At 66.9% G+C, this 17,157-nt stretch carries 17 protein-coding genes; 9 read left to right on the top strand and 8 right to left on the bottom strand.

Going from position 1 to position 17,157, the window contains the following annotated elements:
* The first annotated feature begins 53 nt into the window (after nt 1-53).
* The 8 genes from HNE04_RS18640 to HNE04_RS18605 are packed head-to-tail and all read left to right on the top strand — an operon-like array spanning nt 54 to nt 8,600.
* Nucleotides 54-1,004: an ABC transporter permease gene (locus HNE04_RS18640; protein WP_172222472.1), complete on the top strand. Its 951-nt coding sequence runs from the start codon at nt 54-56 to the stop codon at nt 1,002-1,004.
* Nucleotides 1,001-1,876, top strand: coding sequence for an ABC transporter permease (locus HNE04_RS18635; RefSeq protein WP_172222470.1), 876 nt, complete (start codon nt 1,001-1,003; stop codon nt 1,874-1,876). Before HNE04_RS18640 ends, HNE04_RS18635 begins: the two co-directional genes overlap by 4 nt.
* A complete protein-coding gene (locus tag HNE04_RS18630) occupies nt 1,876-2,871 on the top strand; it encodes an ABC transporter ATP-binding protein (RefSeq protein ID WP_172222468.1) in 996 nt (331 codons plus the stop codon). The genes HNE04_RS18635 and HNE04_RS18630 overlap by 1 nt, the downstream gene beginning before the upstream one ends.
* Complete coding sequence (locus HNE04_RS18625) at nt 2,868-3,704, top strand: ATP-binding cassette domain-containing protein (RefSeq protein WP_172222466.1); 837 nt, start codon at nt 2,868-2,870, stop codon at nt 3,702-3,704. The genes HNE04_RS18630 and HNE04_RS18625 overlap by 4 nt, the downstream gene beginning before the upstream one ends.
* Nucleotides 3,705-3,744: 40 nt before the next feature.
* Nucleotides 3,745-5,235, top strand: coding sequence for an ABC transporter substrate-binding protein (locus HNE04_RS18620; protein ID WP_172222463.1), 1,491 nt, complete (start codon nt 3,745-3,747; stop codon nt 5,233-5,235).
* Nucleotides 5,226-6,656: an amidase gene (locus HNE04_RS18615; RefSeq protein WP_172222460.1), complete on the top strand. Its 1,431-nt coding sequence runs from the start codon at nt 5,226-5,228 to the stop codon at nt 6,654-6,656. The genes HNE04_RS18620 and HNE04_RS18615 overlap by 10 nt, the downstream gene beginning before the upstream one ends.
* A complete protein-coding gene (locus tag HNE04_RS18610) occupies nt 6,646-7,863 on the top strand; it encodes a tetratricopeptide repeat protein (protein WP_207717625.1) in 1,218 nt (405 codons plus the stop codon). The genes HNE04_RS18615 and HNE04_RS18610 overlap by 11 nt, the downstream gene beginning before the upstream one ends.
* Nucleotides 7,860-8,600, top strand: coding sequence for an alpha/beta fold hydrolase (locus HNE04_RS18605; protein WP_172222457.1), 741 nt, complete (start codon nt 7,860-7,862; stop codon nt 8,598-8,600). The genes HNE04_RS18610 and HNE04_RS18605 overlap by 4 nt, the downstream gene beginning before the upstream one ends.
* Here HNE04_RS18605 and coaD read toward each other — a convergent pair.
* The 4 genes from coaD to HNE04_RS18585 all read right to left on the bottom strand — a co-directional run bounded on the left by coaD (nt 8,548) and on the right by HNE04_RS18585 (nt 12,602).
* Nucleotides 8,548-9,048, bottom strand: coding sequence for a pantetheine-phosphate adenylyltransferase (gene coaD / locus HNE04_RS18600; RefSeq protein ID WP_172222455.1), 501 nt, complete (start codon nt 9,046-9,048; stop codon nt 8,548-8,550). The two genes, HNE04_RS18605 and coaD, sit on opposite strands and share 53 nt — an antisense overlap.
* Before the next feature lie 42 nt (nt 9,049-9,090).
* Nucleotides 9,091-9,657: a 16S rRNA (guanine(966)-N(2))-methyltransferase RsmD gene (gene rsmD / locus HNE04_RS18595; RefSeq protein ID WP_172222453.1), complete on the bottom strand. Its 567-nt coding sequence runs from the start codon at nt 9,655-9,657 to the stop codon at nt 9,091-9,093.
* 196 nt (nt 9,658-9,853) lie between these two features.
* The gene (locus HNE04_RS18590; protein ID WP_172222451.1) at nt 9,854-11,185 is read right to left on the bottom strand and encodes a M16 family metallopeptidase; all 1,332 of its coding nucleotides are present in this window, start codon (nt 11,183-11,185) and stop codon (nt 9,854-9,856) included.
* Nucleotides 11,186-11,198: 13 nt separating this feature from the next.
* Nucleotides 11,199-12,602: a M16 family metallopeptidase gene (locus HNE04_RS18585; RefSeq protein WP_172222449.1), complete on the bottom strand. Its 1,404-nt coding sequence runs from the start codon at nt 12,600-12,602 to the stop codon at nt 11,199-11,201.
* A 29-nt stretch (nt 12,603-12,631) separates the two neighbouring features.
* Here HNE04_RS18585 and ftsY point away from each other — a divergent pair, with 29 nt between their 5' ends.
* Nucleotides 12,632-13,690: a signal recognition particle-docking protein FtsY gene (ftsY, locus tag HNE04_RS18580; protein ID WP_172222447.1), complete on the top strand. Its 1,059-nt coding sequence runs from the start codon at nt 12,632-12,634 to the stop codon at nt 13,688-13,690.
* A 44-nt stretch (nt 13,691-13,734) separates the two neighbouring features.
* Here the strand turns inward: ftsY and phnE are convergent, their stop codons facing one another.
* The 4 genes from phnE to HNE04_RS18560 are packed head-to-tail and all read right to left on the bottom strand — an operon-like array spanning nt 13,735 to nt 17,132.
* The gene (gene phnE / locus HNE04_RS18575) at nt 13,735-14,571 is read right to left on the bottom strand and encodes a phosphonate ABC transporter, permease protein PhnE (protein WP_172222445.1); all 837 of its coding nucleotides are present in this window, start codon (nt 14,569-14,571) and stop codon (nt 13,735-13,737) included.
* Between the two features lies 1 nt (nt 14,572).
* The gene (locus HNE04_RS18570) at nt 14,573-15,406 is read right to left on the bottom strand and encodes a PhnE/PtxC family ABC transporter permease (RefSeq protein WP_172222443.1); all 834 of its coding nucleotides are present in this window, start codon (nt 15,404-15,406) and stop codon (nt 14,573-14,575) included.
* A gap of 4 nt (nt 15,407-15,410) precedes the next feature.
* Complete coding sequence (locus HNE04_RS18565) at nt 15,411-16,241, bottom strand: phosphonate ABC transporter ATP-binding protein (protein ID WP_172222441.1); 831 nt, start codon at nt 16,239-16,241, stop codon at nt 15,411-15,413.
* 24 nt (nt 16,242-16,265) lie between these two features.
* Entirely contained in the window at nt 16,266-17,132 is an 867-nt protein-coding gene (locus tag HNE04_RS18560) for a putative selenate ABC transporter substrate-binding protein (protein WP_172222438.1), read from the bottom strand.
* Between the last annotated feature and the right edge of the window lie 25 nt (nt 17,133-17,157).

The raw sequence follows: 17,157 nt of genomic DNA, 5'->3' as shown, positions 1-17,157 counted from the left end.
GAAGTACTCCACGAGGGACGTTCCCTCACACTTCTGGCATTATCGGCGGCTTCATGAGTGTTTTCCTGTTCAAGCGCCTCATCACCCTGATTGCGACGCTGGTAGGCGCATCCGTCGTGGTGTTCCTGGTGCTGGAGATCCTGCCGGGCAACGCCGCCCAGATCCTGATGGGGCCGGATGCCTCGCCCGAGGTGGTGCAAGCCCTGGCCGAGAAGCTGGGCATCGACCGCCCGCCTGTCGAGCGCTACTGGAACTGGGTCAGCGGCTTGGTGGTCGGCGATCTGGGCCTGTCCTACGCCTACAGCACGCCGGTTTCCGAGCTCGTGCTGGAGCGCCTCACCCTGACGGTTCCGCTGGCGCTGATGGCCATGGCCATCACGTCCGTGCTGGCGCTCGTGGCCGGCATCTATGCGGCGGCGCGCCACAACAAGCTCGGCGATGTCGGCGTGATGGGCCTGTCGCAGATCGGCATCGCCATCCCGAACTTCTGGTTCGCGATCCTGCTGATCCTGCTGTTTTCGGTTCACCTCAAATGGTTCTCGGCCGGCGGCTTCCCCGGCTGGGAGGAAGGCATCCTGCAGGGCATCAAGGCGCTGCTGCTGCCGGCGGTTTCGCTGGCCGTGGTGCAGTCGGCGATCCTCGCGCGCATCACACGATCCGCCGTCCTCGAGGTGTCGCGTGAGGATTTCGTGCGCACGGCGCGCGCCAAGGGCGTTTCGCGGCGCGCAACGCTGTGGGGCCATGTGCTGCGCAATGCCATGATCCCCGTCATCACGGTGATGGGCCTGCAATTCGCGGAGCTGCTGGCCGGCACCATCGTGGTGGAAAGCGTGTTCTACCTGCCCGGTCTGGGGCGGCTGATCTTCCAGTCGATCTCCAACCGTGACCTGATCGTGGTGCGCAACTGCGTGATGCTGCTGGCGGCCATGGTGGTGATCGTGAATTTCGTGGTCGACGTGCTGTACGCGGTGATCGATCCGCGCGTGAAAGCGAGCGATATATGAGCGCTATCCCCGTCGCGACGCCACCGCTACTGCACGCGCCGGGTTTCTGGAAGCGGGCGCTTGGGCATCCGAGTTTTGCGGTGGGCGCCTTGCTCAGCCTGCTGCTGCTCATCGCCGCCACCCTGTCGCTGTTCTGGACGCCGCATTCGCCCTATGAAGTGGACATGGCGGCCAAGCTGATGCCTCGCGGGCCCAGCCACTGGCTGGGGACCGACCCCTATGGCCGCGATATCACATCGCTGCTGCTGGTCGGCGCGCGCGCTTCCATCATCGTGGGCGTGATCGCGGTCAGCATCGGCCTGATCGTAGGCACCGCGCTTGGCTTGCTCGCCGCCGCCCGCCGCGGCTGGGTGGAAGAGCTCATCATGCGGCTGTCCGATTTCGGCTTCGCCTTCCCCGCCATCCTGTCCGCGATCATGCTCACGGCGGTGTTCGGCGCGGGCATGGTCAACGCCATCATCGCCATCGGCATCTACAACATCCCAACGTTCGCACGCATTACCCGGGCCTCCGCCAACGCTGTCTGGTCGCGCGAGTTCGTGCTAGCGGCGCGCGCCTGCGGCAAGGGATCGTTCAGCATCACGATGGAGCATGTGCTGCCCAACATCCTGTCGGTGCTGATCGTGCAGGCCACCATCCGCTTCGCCATCGCCATCCTGGCCGAGGCCGCGCTGTCCTACCTGGGACTGGGCACCCAGCCGCCCCAGCCGTCCTGGGGCCGCATGCTCAGCGAAGCACAGACCCTGCTGTTCCAGGCGCCGATGCTGGCCGTCTACCCCGGCGTCGCGATCGCTCTGGCGGTGCTGGGGCTCAACCTTCTGGGCGACGGCCTGCGCGACCTGTTCGATCCCCGCCTGGCAAGAAAGCGTTGATGGCACTCCTCGAAGTCAACAACCTCCACGTCAAGCTGCAGACCCACCGCGGCCCGGCCTACGCCGTGCGCGACATGAGCTTTTCGCTGGAGCGCGGCGAGACCCTGGGACTGGTCGGCGAATCGGGCTGCGGCAAATCGATCAGCGTGATGGCGCTCATGGGCCTGTTGCCCGACAACGCACAGGTCACCGGCAGCATCCGCTTCGACGGCGAAGAACTCACGGGCAAGAGCGACCGCGAGCTCTGCGCGATTCGCGGCAACCGCATCGGCATGATCTTCCAGGAGCCGATGACGGCACTGAATCCGGTCCACACCATCGGCCGGCAGGTGGCGGAGCCGCTGCGCCTGCACCGCGGGCTGTCTGCGGCCGACGCCCGCAAGGAAGCGATCGCGTTGCTCGACCGCGTCGGCATTCCCGATGCGGCGCGGCGCATCGACGCCTACCCCCACCAGTTCTCCGGCGGCCAGCGGCAGCGCGTCACCATCGCCATGGCGCTGGCCTGCGGGCCCGACTTGCTGATCGCCGACGAGCCGACCACGGCGCTGGACGTGACGGTACAGCGCCAGATACTGGAACTCATCAGCGACCTGGTCGCCGAGCGCGGCATGGCCTTGATGCTGATCTCGCACGACCTGGGCGTGATCGCCCAAAACGTGGCCCGCATGCTGGTGATGTATGGAGGCAGCGTCGTGGAGAGCGGGCCGACCGATTCGGTGTTCGCCAACCGCATACACCCGTATTCGCTGGGCCTGTTCGCGGCACGGCCCGGCCTGCGCTCGCAAAAAGGCCGGCGGCTGGCCACTATCCCCGGCACGGTGCCCGAACTGATCGACCTTCCGCCCGGCTGCCCGTTCGCCGGGCGCTGCAAGTTCACCATTCCCGATTGCCACGTCACGGTGCCGCCGCCGGTCCGCGTGGAGCCCGGCCACCAAGCGCGCTGCATCCGCCTGGACGCGGTTGCGGCCGCGAAAGAACAAGGTGTGGCGGCATGAACGGCCCGCTGCTGCAGGTCGACAACCTGGTGCGCGAGTACGCGATGCCGCGAGAAAAGCTGTTCGGCCCGCCGCCCAAGGTCCATGCCTTGAACGGCGTGAGCTTCACGATAGAGGCCGGGCGCAGCATGGGGATCGTCGGCGAGTCGGGCTCGGGCAAATCCACCCTGGCCCGTCTGGTGATGGCGCTGGACAAGCCGACCTCCGGCAGCGTGAAGCTGCTGGGGCGCGATCTGCATGCGCTGCCGCGCGAAGAACTGCGCCAGGCCCGGCGCGATATCCAGATGGTCTTCCAGGACCCCTACGGCTCGCTGGACCCGCGCCAGACCGTCGAGCGCATCGTGAGCGAGCCGCTGGCCGCGCAAGGCGATACGACCCGTGCGGAGCAGCACCAACGCGCCGCCGATGCACTGGCCTCGGTGGGCCTGCGCACCAATGACCTGGGCAAGTACCCGCATGAATTTTCGGGCGGCCAGCGCCAGCGCATCGCGATCGCCCGCGCGCTGATCACGCGGCCGCGCCTGATCGTCGCGGACGAACCGGTCAGTGCGCTGGACGTTTCCGTGCAGGCGCAGGTGCTCAACCTGATGCAGGACCTCCAGGCCGAGTTCGGCATCACCTACATGCTGATCAGCCATGACCTGGCGGTGGTGCACCACCTGTGCGACGACGTGGCCGTGCTCTGGCAGGGACGCATCGTGGAGCAGGGTCCGCCCGAACGGCTGTTCCACGCGGCCGAACATCCCTACACCCGCGCCCTGCTGGAGGCCGTCCCCGAAGCGGAACCCAAGCGGCAAACCCCTCTTGCCATTTCTCGGCAAACTCGGGGATGATGCAAATCGAAAAATCCTTTCTCAGCCTGGAGTTACCGTCATGTTGAACCGCCGCACCGTGCTCACCACCGCCGCCCTGGCCTCCTTGCCGCTGGCGCTGCCGCAGGCCCTGGCCCAGAACCGCAAGGACTCCGTCGTGCTGGCCATGACCCTGGAGCCGCCGGGCCTGGACCCGACCGCCGGCGCCGCGTCGGCCATTGCTGAAATCACGCAGTACAACATCTACGAAACCCTGACCAAGATCAATTCGGACGGCACCGTCAGTCCGCTGCTGGCCGAAGGCTGGGAGGTTTCGCCCGACCTGCGCACCTACACCTTCAAGTTGCGGCGCGGCGTGAAGTTCCAGAACGGCGAGCCCTTCAACGCACAGGCCGTGAAGTTCTCGTTCCAGCGCGCGGGCGCCGAAAAAAGTACCAACAAGGACAAGAGAACTTTCTCCAGCATGGACGCGATCCAGGCGGTCGACGACCACACGCTGGTGATCGTCAACAAGGAGCTCGATCCCGACTTCCTGTTCCTGATGGGACAGGCCACCGCGATCATCGTGGAGCCCAAGAGCGCCGACACCAACGCGACCAAGCCAGTGGGCACCGGGCCCTACAAGCTCGACAGCTGGACCAAGGGATCCTCCGTCACCCTGAGCAAGTGGGACGGCTACCGCAATCCCTCGGCCGCCAAGATTCGCCGGGTCACTTTCCGCTTCATCGCCGACCCGGCCGCTCAAGTGGCGGCGCTGCTTGCCGGCGACGTGGACGTGTTCCCGCGTGTCACGCCGCGCAGCGTGCCGCAGTTCACCGACAACCCGAAGTTCCAGGTGCTGTTGTCGGGCTCGCGGGCCAAGACCATCCTGGCGATCAACAACAAGAAGAAGCCGCTGGACGACGTGCGGGTGCGGCGCGCCATCGCCGCGGCGATCGACCGCAAGGCGGTGATCCAGGGCGCCGGCGACGGCTACGGCGTTCCCATCGGCAGCCACTATGTGCCGGGCGCGTTCGGCTATGTCGACACGACCAGCGTCAACCCGTACAACCCCGAGAAGGCCAAGGCCCTGCTCAAGGAAGCCGGTGTCACCACGCCGCTGGAGCTGACGCTCACGCTGCCGCCGCCGCCCTACGCCCGCCAGGGCGGCGAGGTGATCGCCTCGCAGCTCGCGAAGGTCGGCATCACGGCCAAGCTGCAGAACGTGGAGTGGGCCCAATGGCTCAGCGGAACCTACGGCGCCAAGAACTACGACCTGACGATCGTTTCGCACGTGGAGCCGTTCGACCTGGGCAACTTCGACAAGCCGGACTACTACTGGGGCTACCAGTCGCCCAAGTTCAAGGACCTGTACAACAAGTACAAGACCTCGCCGCGCCCGGCCGATCGGGCCAAGCTGGTGGGCGAGATCCAGCGCCTGCTGGCCGAGGACAGCGTCCATGCCTTCCTGTACCAGCCGCAGTGGGTGACGGTCGCCAACAAGAACCTCAGGGGCCTGTGGAAAGACATGCCGATCTTCGTGAACGACGTGTCCGCGCTGTCGTGGGCCTGACCGCAGCCTTGCATGAGCTCTCGGCCGCCGACCTGATTGCAGGTTACCGGCGGCGGGATTTTTCACCGGTGGAGGTCGCGCAGTCCGTGCTCGGCCACATCGAGCGCTGGGAGCAGCATCTCCAGGCGCTCTACCTGCTGCGGCCCGAACTCGCGCTGCAGCAGGCGCGCGCCAGCGAGGCGCGGTGGCTGCGCGGGGCGCCGCTGGGCCCCCTGGACGGCGTGCCCATCACCATCAAGGAAAACATCGCTACCGAGGGCGATCCGACGCCGCTCGGAACCGCCGCGACGGCGCTGTCGCCTGCGCCTGCGGACGCGCCCCCGGCGGCCCGCGTGCGCGAAGCCGGCGGCGTGATGGTCGCCAAGACCACCATGCCCGACTACGGCATGCTCTCGTCCGGCCTCTCGAGCTTCCACAAGCTGGCGCGCAATCCCTGGGATCTGCGCTGCACGCCCGGGGGCTCCAGCGCCGGCGCCGGCGCCGCCGCGGCCGCGGGCTACGGGCCCTTGCACATAGGCACGGACATCGGCGGCTCGCTGCGGCTGCCCGCCTCCTGGTGCGGGATCTTCACCCTCAAGCCCAGCCTGGGCCGCATCCCGATATCGCCCCCTTACATGGGCCGCGCCGCCGGACCGATGACGCGCACCGTCGCCGACTCTGCCTGGCTCATGCAGGTGCTGGCCCTGCCCGATGCGCGCGACAGCATGAGCCTGCCGTTCCAGGACATCGCCTGGAGCCAGTTCGATCAGGGCGTTGAAAAACTCAAGGGGCTGCGCATCGGCTTGCTGCTGGAGGCCGGCTGCGGACTGGCGGTGGAGCCCGAAGTGCGCGCGGCGGTCGAGCAGGCCGCGCGCCTGTTCGAACGCGCAGGCGCCGTGGTCGCGCCCATGCGCCCCTTCATGACCCAGCCCATGCTGGATGGCATGGATCACTTCTGGCGGATGCGCTCGTACGCGGATTTGAAGGCCCTGCCGGGGCACGGAAAGGCCAAGGTCCTGCCCTACATCCAGCGCTGGGCCGACAGTGCCGCCGGCATGGGCGGCGAGGCGGTGTTCAAGGCCTTCAGCCAGTTCCACGCGACACGGGTTGCCACGGTGGACGCTTGCCGCGCCTTCGACTACGTGATCTCGCCGACTTCGCCGGTGCCGGCGTTCGCCGCCGAGTTGCCCTCGCCCACCAATGACCCCATGCGGCCGCTGGAGCACATAGGCTTCACCGTGCCCTTCAACATGTCGGAGCAGCCGGCCGCTTCCATCAATTGCGGCTACACCCGCGATGGTTTGCCGATCGGCCTGCAGATCGCGGGCCAGCGCTTCGACGACCTGGGCGTGCTGCAGGTCTCGCGCGCGTTCGAATTGATCAGGGACGGCCAGCGGCCGTGGCCGCAGCCGCCGTCCGAAGCGCTGCACCATGTGGACTGACAGTCTCGGCAACGAAGTCACTCTGGAAAGCGAGGCCAGCCTCGGCGGCCTGAACGACTTTGTCGTGGGCTTCATCGCGTGCGAAGCGCGGGCCATCAACGTGCTCGACAGAGCGACGCTCGACACGAGTCCCATGGTCCAGGCCTGCGCGGCGGCCGTGCACATGTTCGCGGAAACGCGCGACGCGCCCGCGAATGCCCGTCCTTTCATGGACCGCGCGCTGGCCGCCCAGCGCCGCTGCACGCCGCGCGAGCAGCGCTTCATCGAGGCCGTTTCGGCCTGGGTGGAGGGGGACATCCAGCGGGCCATCGACCTGCACCAGGAACAGGCGCGCGAGTATCCCCGCGATCTCGCCTCGATCAAGCTGGGCCACTATCACCTGTTCAACATCGGCAATTCGCCGGACATGCTGCGCATGGCGTTGGCGGCGCTGCCTGCTGCGGGCGATGTGCCCTACCTGTACGGGATGCTGGCGTTTGCCTGGGAACAGTGCCACGAGCTGGAGCAGGCCGAGGCCGCCGCGCGAAAAGGGATTGCCATGTGCCGCAAGGAGCCCTGGGCTCACCACGCGCTGGCCCACGTGATGCTCACCCAGGGCCGCATCGACGAGGGGCATGCGTTCATGGCGGATGTGAGCGACACCTGGACCGGGCTCAACTCCTTCATGGTCACGCACAACTGGTGGCACCAAGCTCTCTTTGCATTGGCGATGGATCGCCACGCGGAGGTGCTGAACCTTTACGACAACCGTGTCTGGGGCGTGGCCAAGGATTATTCGCAGGACCAGATCAACGCGATATCGCTGCTCGCCCGGCTGGAACTCGTGGGCGTGGATGTGGGCAACCGCTGGCAGGACCTGGGCAATTATCTGGCGCCGCGGGTGCACGACCATGTATTGCCGTTTCTCGACATGCAGTATCTCTATGGCCTGGCACGCGCCGGGCGGGATGAAGCCGACATCCTGATGCGCAACATCGAAACCCACGCCGCCAGCCTCACCGGCCCGAGCGCGGACGCCTGGCAAAGTGTCTGCCTGCCGGCCAGCCGCGGTCTGCTGGCCCATGCCCGGAGCGACTTCCACCGTGCCGCTGATGAATTGGGCCGCGCCCTGCCCCGCCTGGTTGAAATCGGCGGCAGCCACGCGCAACGGGATCTGTTTACGCAGGTGCATCGCCACGCCCTGGCTCGAAGCGGCAGGCTGTCGTGAGCCGACTGGTCCTGATACCCGGCCTGGCCGGCGACGCCGTGATGTGGCAGGCCCAACTCCCCGCGCTGGCTGCGCGGGGCGCCGCGGTGACCGACGTCCACATGCGTTACGGCAGCATCCCGGACATGGCGGCCGCATTGCTGGCCGAACAGGAGGGCGACCTGATCCTGTGCGGCGCCTCCATGGGCGGCATGGTGGCGATGGAAGCGGCCCGCCAGGCGCCCGAGCGGATCGCCGGACTGGCGCTGCTGGGAACCACCGCCCGGCCCGAATCCGAGGAGATGCGCACGCTGCGCGAGAACGCCATCGAGCTTTTCGCGCAGGGCCGGGCCGCCGAGGTCATCGAAGCCAACGTGGGCTTTGCTTTTCATGCCGACCAGGCGGGTGACGCCGCCCTGGTCGCGGCCTACCTGGAATTCGTCATGCGCGCGGGGGCCGGGCAGTTGATCCGGCAAAACCGCGCGGTCATCGCAAGACCCGACGCGCGCTTGCATCTGCCGCTACTGCGCTGCCCCACGCTGGTGATGTGCGGGGACTCCGATCAACTGACGCCGCCGGAGAATTCCGAGGAAATTGCACGGCTGGTGCCGGGCGCCCGGCTCGTGACGCTCGCGCGCTGCGGCCACATGCTGACGATGGAAAAGCCCGGGATGGTCAATGCCCGGTTGCTCGAATGGCTGGAGGCTATTCCCGACCGAGGCTGCGCACCTTCTCCATCAACTTCTGCTGCACGGTAGGCGAAACGAACTTGTCGACCTCGCCGCCCAGCACTGCGATTTCGCGAACAAAGGTGCTGCTGATGAACTGGTACTTGTCGCTGGGCGTGAGGAACACGGTTTCCACGTCGGGCATCAGGCTGCGGTTCATGCCGGCCAGCTGGAACTCGTAGTCGAAGTCGGTCACCGCGCGCAGGCCGCGAACCATGGCCTTGCCGCCGCGCGCGACGACGAAGTCGCGCAGCAAACCCGAGAAGCTTTCCACGTCCACCTGCTTGAAGGGCTCGGTCACCACGCGCGCCATCTCGATGCGCTCCTGCAGGGTGAACATGGCCTTCTTGTGATGGCCCGCAGCGACCGCGACAATCACGCGGTCGAACAGCTGGATGGCGCGCCGGACCACGTCTTCATGGCCCAGGGTCATGGGATCGAAAGTGCCGGGATAGACGGCGATCACGCCTTTGGCCATGAATGTCTCCTCAACGGGCAGTAACGCCTTTGTTGCAGTGCATTATGCAGCGCGGCGTAACAAATGCGCATGAACGGCCCCAGCTTTCAGATGGCGCGCGACTTCCAGCCCAAAAGGCGCCAGCTTGTCGTCAGCCCATGCATGGGGCGCCTCCAGGTAGATCAGGCCTTCGCTCGCCAAAGCACGAGCAGCCCCGGCCAAGGCCTTCTCGAAAATGCCGGCGTCGAACGGCGGGTCCAGAAAGATGAGGTCGATGCTGGCAGGTTGCAGCCGGGCCAGCACCGTCAGGCCATTGGCCCGCTCGACGTTGACGGCGTGGGCCTGCAGCTTGGCCTGGGCTGCGCGCAGGAGGGAAACCAGCTCGGCATCCTGCTCCACCAGCAACACATCGGCAGCGCCGCGGGACGCAGCTTCGAAGCCAAGTGCACCGGTGCCGGCAAAGGCATCGATACATCGCCAGCCGGTGAGATCCTGGCCCAGCCAATTGAACAGGGTTTCGCGCACTCGGTCAGGCGTGGGGCGAAGGCCGGGCTTGTCCGGCACGGGCAGCTTGGTGCGCTTCCATTGGCCGCCGATGATGCGCACCTCGTGCGTGGCTTTGGTTTTCATCCGCCAAGCTTAAAGTACCGGGCGCCAATGGAAAAAGCCGGGACCCATAGGGAGCCCGGCTTCTTCGAACTACACAGTGCCCACTCAGGGACACCGATCGTGTGACAGCGATACGCCGATTTTGATACTCAAAAAGCAAGCCGTGGTGGCAACCCCTGTCAAGTTTGACAGGGGGTCAAGCAACTTTTTTTAAGGATCAGCTCGGCGCGGCGGCCCCCACAGTCACGGTCACCATGCGCTGGGGCTGGAGTTTTCGGGCAAAAGCAGCCCTGACGTCGGCCACCGTGATGCGCTGCACCCGGGCGACCCAGGTGTCGAGATAATCCAGCGGAAGGTCGTTCCAGGCGATATTGGCCACATTGTCCAGCAGCTTGCGGTTGCTGTCGATGAGCAGCGGAAAGCCGCCGATGAGGTTGTCCTTGGCAGCCTTGAGCTCGGCCTCGGTGGGGCCCTCGGCCACGAACCGGGCCAATACCTCGCGCGCCACCTGCACCGCCTGCGCCGCTTGGTCGGGCCGGGTCTGGAGCCCCACGGTGAAGGCGCCCGCATGCAGTCCCGGCGAGAAATGGCTGTAGACGCTGTAGCTCAGGCCGCGCTTCTCGCGCACTTCCTGGGACAGCCTTGAGACGAATCCCCCGCCACCCAGGGTGTAGTTGCCCACCAGCAGGGCAAAGTGGTCGGGATCGTTGCGCTTGTGTCCGGGCTGGCCTATCAGCACATGCGCCTGGGCCGACGCGAACGGGATCGCCTTGACCAAGGGCTCGGCCAGCGGCGGAACCTCGGCTACGGGCGGCAACGGCTCGCAGCGCCCCGAAGCAGCCGCAGGAAGGCGCGACAGGAGGCTCGTGACCATGGCATCGGCCTGGGTCCGGGTCACGGCGCCGACGATGCTCACCTTGGCCCGGCAGGGCTCAATCAGGCGGTACATGTTCCTCATGTCCTGCACGCCGATGCGCTCCAGAGTGGCCTCGGTCATCTCGTGCCCATACGGGTGGCCGCTGTACACGGCGGCCGCGTAGGCGCGGCCGGCCAGGGTGGCCGGGCGGGTGTTGGCTTCGCGGATCGAGGCGGCCAGCCGGTGCCGCTCGCGCTGCCAGATCGCTTCCGGAAAGGCCGGCTCACCCATCTGCCTAGCCGCCAAATGAATCGACTTGGGCAACAAGTCGGGGTAAGTCAGCGACCGCAGGGAGAAACTCATGCGGTCCGAACCCGCGCCTGCGCTGAAGCCGGCTCCCAGATCGGCCCAGGCTTCGCCGAGCTGGTTCTCGTCCAACGCGGGCTCGCCGTTGCGCGCCTCGACGCCCTTGGAAATCATGCCGGCCGTGACACCGGCCAAGCCCGCCTTGTCCGCCGGCTCGCGGCGGCCCCCGGCGTCGAATTCGATGCGGACGTCCACCATGGGGATCGAAGGGCTCTGCACGAGATACACCTTGGCGCCGCTGGGCTGCGTCCAGTGCTGGATCGGGATCGCCGCCAGCGCCGGCCCACAGCACAGCAGCAGGGCCAGGCCCAGAATTCTTGTTGTCATCGCGATAGCCCTTTCAGTGGCGCAGGCCCGGCGGGGGCGTGCGCGGTTTGCGATTCGGATCCACCGGTTGAGGCCGCAACACGCCCACGGTGAGCTGGTCATCGCCGAAGTATTTGGCGGCGACGGCCTTCACCTGCTCCGCGGTGACACCGCGCAGCCGCTGGATCAAGCGGTCGGCCCCATCCAGGGGCAGGCCCTGGATCCAGTAGCCGGCGAGTTCCCGGGCCTGGTTATTGACCGAATCGAGCTTGAAGACCTCGCTGGCGATCCATTGCGTCTTGACGCGATTGAGTTCTGCCTCGCTCACACCGCCCTGCGCCACTTTCACCACTTCGGCGCGCAGCGCGGCTTCGAGTTGCTCCGGCGTCTTGCCGGGGGCGGGAACGCCATCGAGCGTGAACAGCTGGGGACCCCGGCCCCACAAGCCGTTGCCCGCACCTGCGCTGTCGGCCACCCTGTCCGCGCCCTGGGTCAGCGCCCGGTCCAGCCGGGCCCCGCTGTAACCATCGAGGACAGCCGCCAGCACCGTGAGGGCGAGCGCGTCGTCGTTGTCCGGGCCCGGCTCGAACGTAGTGAGCTGCGGCACCTTGAAGGCCAGGGCCACATAGGCCTGGTCCGCCGGCGACTTGAATTCGACCCGGCGCGCGCCGGCCTGCTGCGGTTCGATCCGCGGCTTGCGCGCCGGCACAGCCCGGGCGGGAATGCGCCCATAGTACTTCTGCGCCAGGCGCAGCACCTGCGCGGGCTCTACATCCCCCGCCACCACCACCACGGCGTTGGCGGGAACGTACCATTGCTTGTAGAAGTCGCGCGCGTCCTGCGGCGTCATGGCTTCCAAGTCGCTCATCCAGCCGACGACGGGACGCCGGTAGGGCGATGCCTGGAACACCGTGGCGTTCAGCACTTCCCACATCAAGGAACGGGGCGAGTCCTCGGTGCGCAGGCGCCGCTCCTCCTTGACCACTTCGAGTTCGCGCTTGAATTCCTCATCCGGCCACTGGTTGTTCCCAAAGCGGTCGGCCTCCAGCTTCATCACTTCTTCGAGCTTGTTGGCGGGTATCTGCTGGAAATAGCCGGTAACGTCGCGCGTGGTGAAGGCGTTTTCCCGCCCGCCGAGCGCGGCAACTCGACGCGAGAACTCACCGGGCTTGAGGTCGCGGGTGCCCTTGAACAGCATATGCTCCAGGACATGGGCCACGCCGCTGGTGCCATCGACCTCGTCCATGGAACCCACGCGCACCCACAGCATATGCACCGCCGTGGGTGCCCTGCGATCCGGCTTGACGATCAGCGTCAGGCCATTGTCGAGCTTGAACTGTTCGGATTTGGGAACGGTTTGCGTCACCCCGGGCGGTGCAAACGAAAGCGGCAGTAAGAGGCAAAAATTCCAGAGAAAGCGTCGCAAGGGGTGTTTCATAGAATCGTGTGATTCTAAAAAGCGCAGCAATGTTCAGTTTCTTCAGGAAAAAGCCCGCCCCCACGCCGGCACCCGCGCCCGTCGCGGCACCTCCGCTGCCACCGCAAGCACCGGCCCAAGGCGGCAGCCTGATCGGCAGCGCCCTGGTGCAGCCGATCGAGATCCCGGTTCCGGCGCCGGTCGCACCGGAGCGCCAGCGTTGGCTGGACAAGCTCACTTCGGGCCTGCGCAAGACCGGCTCCAGCATTTCGCTGGTGTTCACCGGCGCGCAGATCGACGACCATCTGTACGAGGAACTCGAGTCCGCGCTCTTGATGGCCGACACGGGCGTCAAGGCCACGCAGCACCTGCTGGACGAGGTCAAGCGCCGCGTGCAGGCCAGCGGCGCGACGCGGCCGGTGCAGGTGAAAAACATCCTGATCGATTCGCTCACGCAACTGCTGCGGCCGCTTGAAAAGCCCCTGGTGATCGGCGAATTCAAGCCCACGGTCATCATGGTGGCCGGCGTCAACGGCGCCGGCAAGACCACTTCGATCGGCAAGCTCACCAAGCACCTGGCCAACGAGGGCGCCTCGGTGCTGCTGGCAGCGGCCGACACCTTCCGTGCCGCGGCGCGCGAGCAACTGGCCATCTGGGCCGACCGCAACACGGTCGAAATCGTCAGCCAGGAGGGCGGCGACCCAGCCGCCGTGAGCTTCGACGCCGTGACGGCGGGACGCGCGCGGGGCAAGGACGTGGTGCTGGTGGACACGGCCGGGCGCCTGCCGACGCAGCTGCACCTGATGGAAGAACTGCGCAAGATCAGGCGGGTGGTGCAGAAAGCAGAACCCACCGCACCCCACGAAGTGCTGCTGGTGATCGACGGCAACACCGGCCAGAACGCGCTGGCCCAGGTCCGCGCCTTCGACGATGCCCTGCAGCTCACCGGCCTGATCGTCACCAAGCTCGATGGCACGGCCAAAGGCGGCGTGCTGGCCGCGATCGCCCAGGAAAAACCCGTGCCGGTGTACTTCATCGGCGTCGGCGAAAAGCTGGAAGACCTGGAAACCTTCAGCGCGCGGGAATTCGCGTTGGCGTTGCTGGCCTGACGGGTACCGCCTGCCGCGACGCGCGGACCACCGAATGCAAGGGCTTAGCGCGACATCAGCCGGCGCGCCGCGTAGCTGGCGGCATCAACCAGCAGCACTAGCAGCAGCATTGCCGCCAATACCGAACTGGTCTCCGCCATCTGGAACAGGCCAAGGTGGAAGGCCAGCATCTGGCCCAGGCCGCCTGCGCCGACCACACCCAGGATCGCGGCGGCGCGGATGTTGTTCTCCCAGCGATACAAGGTGTAGCTAAGCAACTGCGGGATGATCTGGGGCAGGCTGGCGTAGAGGAATATCCGGCCCTCGCCGAGCCCGCGCACGCGCAAGGCGAAGCCCGGCCCTTCCGGTGCGTTCTCGATCGCCTCCGCGAATAGCCGCCCCAGCACGCCGGTGGTGTGGATCGCCAGCGCAAGGGTGCCGGCGAACGGGCCCAGGCCCGCAGCGATGAGGAGCAGAGCCGCCCACATCAGCTCGGGCACGCTGCGCAGCGCATTGAGCAGCAACCGGCTCGCGCCGCGCCAGCGGGCCTTGTCGCCCGGCCAGGTCTTGGCAGCAGGCAAGGCCAATAACAGGCCGAAGCCTGCGGCCAGCAGCGTGCCGACGACCGACATGGCCAGGGTTTCGAGCGTGGCGGGCAACAGTTTGGCCAGAAAGACGCTGTCAGTTTCGGGCGTCAGCAACTCGGCCATGAAGCGGCCCATGCGGGCCGTCGCATCGCGCGAGAAGAACTGCGCCCACTGCAGATCGAGTGACCAAAAGCTCAGCACCACCAAGAGCGCCAGCGCCACGACCATCCAGCAGGCCTTGCAGCGGGCGTCGAAGATGGGCGGGGGCAGGCGATACACCTCGTTGGCCGCGGTCCTGGAAGGCTTCCTGTCCATATCAGCCCAGCGCCTTGCGCAGCCAGGCGCTCAGGCGGTCGGTCAACGCCACCAGTGCCACGAAGACCAGGAGCATCGTGCTGACCTCGGCGCCGTTGAACATCTTCATCGACGAATCCATTTGCTGACCCAGCCCGCCGGCGCCGACGAAGCCGAGCACCGCGGAGGACCGGATCGCGCATTCCCAGCGGTACACGGTGTAGCTGGTGAGCTCCGCGGCGTTGGTGGGCAGCAGGCCATAGAAGAAGGCCTGCAGCCTGCCGGAGCCATTGCGCAGCAGCGAGATGGTGCTGTGCGCCTCGCCGCTTTCCAGGATCTCGCCATACACCTTGCCCAGCATGCCGCCGTAGGTGAGCGCTATGGCGAGCACGCCGGCGGTCGGGCCGAGACCGACCACGCGCACGAACACCAGGGCCCAGATCAGCTCGGGCACGCTGCGCAGCACGATCAGCAGGCCGCGCACAGCCCACCGCATGATTGCCGGTGCCGCAGCCATGCGGCCGGCGAGCCCGGAGATCGAGAGCACCCGCACCGAGAGCAAGGTGAGAGGCAGAGCGATGACCAGCGCCAGCGCCAAACCGGCGGTGGCGATGGCGACGGTGCGCCAGGTCTCCCGAACGACCAGCCAGAGAAACGGGCCATCGATTCGCGGCGGCACGAAGTCCGCGAGAAAGCGCAGCGCGGGTTTCATGCTGGCGGGCGAAACCAGGAGCCAGGGCTTGAACTCGGCCAGGACCAGCAAGGGCCACAGCACGACACCCGCGGCCAGCAGCCAGAAGACGCGTCCGGCCCAAGCCGGATCGCGCTGGTTCGCCAATCGTGCGGCGTTCGTCATGGGCCTAACGGCAGTGCATCTGGACCGGCAGCGGCGCGGGCGCCGGCGGTTCGTCCAGGGCGGCGTTTCCCTGCAGTTCGTCCAGTTTTTGCTCGTACAGCGCGTGCAGCCGCTCGGCCGTGACTTCGGCAGCGGGCAGGTCGAACATCAGCGCGCCATCCCGCAAGCCCACGATGCGCGGGAAAGTGCGCAGCGCCATAGGCACGTCATGCATGGTGGTGACCAGCGTGGCAGCGGTTTCGCCGGCGGCTTGGGTCAGGGATGCCAGGGCCTGCGCGGCGCGCGACGGGTCCAGCGCGGACAGCGGTTCGTCCACCAGCAGCAGCCGCGCCTGTGCCAGCAGCGCGCGGGCCAAGCCCACCCGCTGGCGCTCGCCGCCAGACAGGCGATCCACCCGGGCGAACAGCTTGTCGGAAAGATCGAAGCGAGCCAACGCGGCATCGGCCTGCGTGATGCCCGTGGGATAGAACAGGCTCCGCAGGCTGTGCGCCAGGCTGATATGCGGCAGGCGCCCGGCCAGCACCGCCGTGACGACGCGCTGCCGCGGTGGCAAGGGCGGCACCTGGGGCGCCAGAAAAAATTCGCCGCGCAGTCGCTGCAGTTCACTGCGCGGCAATTGCCAGGGGTCGCGCCCGTCCAGTCGCACGGCGCCCGCCGTTGGCCGCAACGCGCAGGCCAGCACGTGCAGCAGCGTGGTTTTGCCCGCACCGGAAGGGCCGATCACCGCCACCTGCTCGCCGGACGCCACTTCCAGCTCCAGCGACTGCAATGCCGCCGGCGAGTTGGGACGCGCGGCCGGATGCCGGGCGGACACACGGTCCAGGCTGAGCTTCATGGGGGCGGAGGCGGCGGGCTCAGCTCACTTGAGCAAGCCGGCGCTGCGCGCCGCGGCTTCGATGCCGGTGTAGTTGTCGACGGAGGTCGGGATGAATCGCGTCGCGCGCTGCAGCTCCAGGATTTCGCGGCCCTCTGCCGTGTCCTTGCTCAAGTCCGTGAATGCCTTGGCCAACTTTGCGCGTTGGGCGGGAGCCATGTCGGCGTGCACCGTCCAGTTGTAGTCGAAATAGGCCGGCGTGGTGTAGAAGACGCGGACCTTGGCGGGGTCGACCTTCTTGTCTGCAACCAGCTTTTCCCATACCGAGATATTGAGCGCGCCTGCGTCGACCTTGCCGGAGGCGACCGCCGCCACGGTAGCGTCGTGCGCGCCGGAGTAGGCCACCCGCTTGAAGTCGCGATCCGGGTTGAGGCCCGAGGCCAGCAGGAAGCTGCGCGGCATGAGGTGACCCGAGGTGCTGGACTGCGAGCCGAAGCTGACGTTGCGGCCCTTCAGATCGGCCAGCGTCTTGATGCTGTCGTCGGTGGTGATGAAGACCGACTTGAATTTCGCGTCTTCTTCACGCTGTACCAGCGGCACGGCCTTTCCGCCGGAACGCTGCTGGGCCTGGATGAAGGTGAAGCCACCGAACCAGGCGAGGTCGACCTGCTTGTTGGCCAGCGCTTCCACCGCGGCGGCATAGTCGGTCACCGGTGTGAACTCCACCTTCGTGCCAAGGCGCTGCTCCAGGTATTTCATGAGCGGCGCGGCCTTGCGCGCGAGTTCCGTGGGCGACTCGTCGGGAATCGCCGTGACGCGGAACACCTGTTGAGCCTGCGCCGCGGCGCCGAGCGCGAACAAGCCAAGGGCCAACAGGACACGCCGCGCGATAGGAAAGGAATTGGAGAACATGGGTTGCCTCAAAAAAGTAACGGGA

It is taken from the genome of Caenimonas soli (genome assembly GCF_013155545.1).
In the GTDB taxonomy this organism is placed as follows: Bacteria; Pseudomonadota; Gammaproteobacteria; order Burkholderiales; family Burkholderiaceae_C; genus Ramlibacter; species Ramlibacter soli.
The sequence above is the reverse complement of the archived record's forward strand: the minus strand, read 5'-3'. Positions and strand labels throughout refer to the sequence as shown.